Origin of the sequence: Streptomyces fuscigenes (assembly GCF_021556455.1) — a bacterium.
Lineage (GTDB): Bacteria > Actinomycetota > Actinomycetes > Streptomycetales > Streptomycetaceae > Streptomyces > Streptomyces fuscigenes.
In genome coordinates, this window is record NZ_JAKGCV010000766.1 from 1 (window position 1) to 1,282 (window position 1,282).

Sequence of the window (1,282 nt, forward strand, 5' to 3'; positions counted from 1 at the left end):
TGCCGCCCGGTCCCGCGCAGCCGTCGAGCCAGGTCTCGTCGGGCCCCTCGATCGGCGCGGCCGCGAGGGCCAGGGCGACCAGCTGGCTGCCCTCGTCCTGCACACCGGCGCTCGCGTCCTTCACCGAGGGGAGGGCGCCCGGTTCGCCGCCCTCGGCCAGCCGTACCGCGTACGGCGACCAGCGCCCGGGCAGGCCGCCGCCCGCGCCGCCCGCGCCCGCCTCGTCGAGCAGCCGACCGGTCGTCGAGCGGCCGGGGCGGGCGACCAGGGTGACCTCGGGCCGTTCGTTGTCCGCGGCGAGCAGGTCCTCGATGCCGGCCCGGCCGCCGCCGAGCGCGTCCCACAGCGCCGAGACGATCCAGCGGGGGTGCGCGTGGACCACCGCGAGGTGCTCCTCGGCGTCCTCGTCGTAGGGCGGGGCGACCCGCTCGAGCCAGGTGTCCAGGTCGTCCGCCGAGATCTTGCGCAGGACGGCGTTGACGAACTTGGCCCGGCCGTCGCCGAGGACCACGCGCGCCAGTTCCACCGTCGCGGAGACGGCCGCGTGCGTGGGGATGCGCATGCCGAGCAGCTGGTGGGTGCCCAGGGAGAGCACGTCGAGGACGGGCGGGTCGACCTCGCGCAGGGGCCGGTCCACGCAGGCCGAGATGATCGCGTCGTACGTGCCCTGCCTGCGCAGGGTGCCGTACACCAGCTCCGTGGCCAGGGCGGCGTCGCGCGCGTCGAAGTCGGGCTGCTCGCGCGCCTTGCCGAGCAGGGGCGGCAGGACGAGGTTCGCGTACGCGTCACGCTCGTCGACGGCCCGCAGGGCCTCGAACGCGAGGATGCGCGAGGGGTCCTTCTTCGGCCGCCGGTAGGGCTTGCCCGGCCGGCGGCCGGGGCCCTGCCTGTTGTGCTGCTGACGCGCCTGGGGGGCCTGGTCGTTCAAAGGTGCTCCGGGGATCAACGATGAAAACTGGTGAGAACTGGTGAGAACTGTGAGAAGGGGCCGAGCGATGAGAGCGGTGCGAACGGTGGATCGACGGAACGGACGGGACTCACGGAATCGACGGGATCAACGGACTGGGTGAATCCGGCGAACCGGTGTGCGACGACGTACTGACGGGGTACCGCTGGGTGCCGGCGGCTGCCGGCGGGTTGCCACGCTGCCGGGTGCGGTCGGCGGGTGGGCGCGGAACGGGGCCGGGCGGCTCCGGGCCGGTGGCCGGTGCGCACGGTCCCCGGCGCGCCGAGCGGCGGTGCGGCGCGGCCGTCCGCGGTGGGTCCAGCGTACGCCGGGGCG

1 protein-coding gene is annotated in these 1,282 nt (G+C 75.2%); it reads right to left on the reverse strand.

What is annotated here, in order from left to right; all coding sequences use genetic code 11:
* Positions 1–928 (reverse strand): transcription antitermination factor NusB (locus L1885_RS28425; protein WP_308117413.1); only part of this gene is annotated, 928 nt, incomplete at its 3' end.
* Positions 929–1,282: the final 354 nt, after the last annotated feature.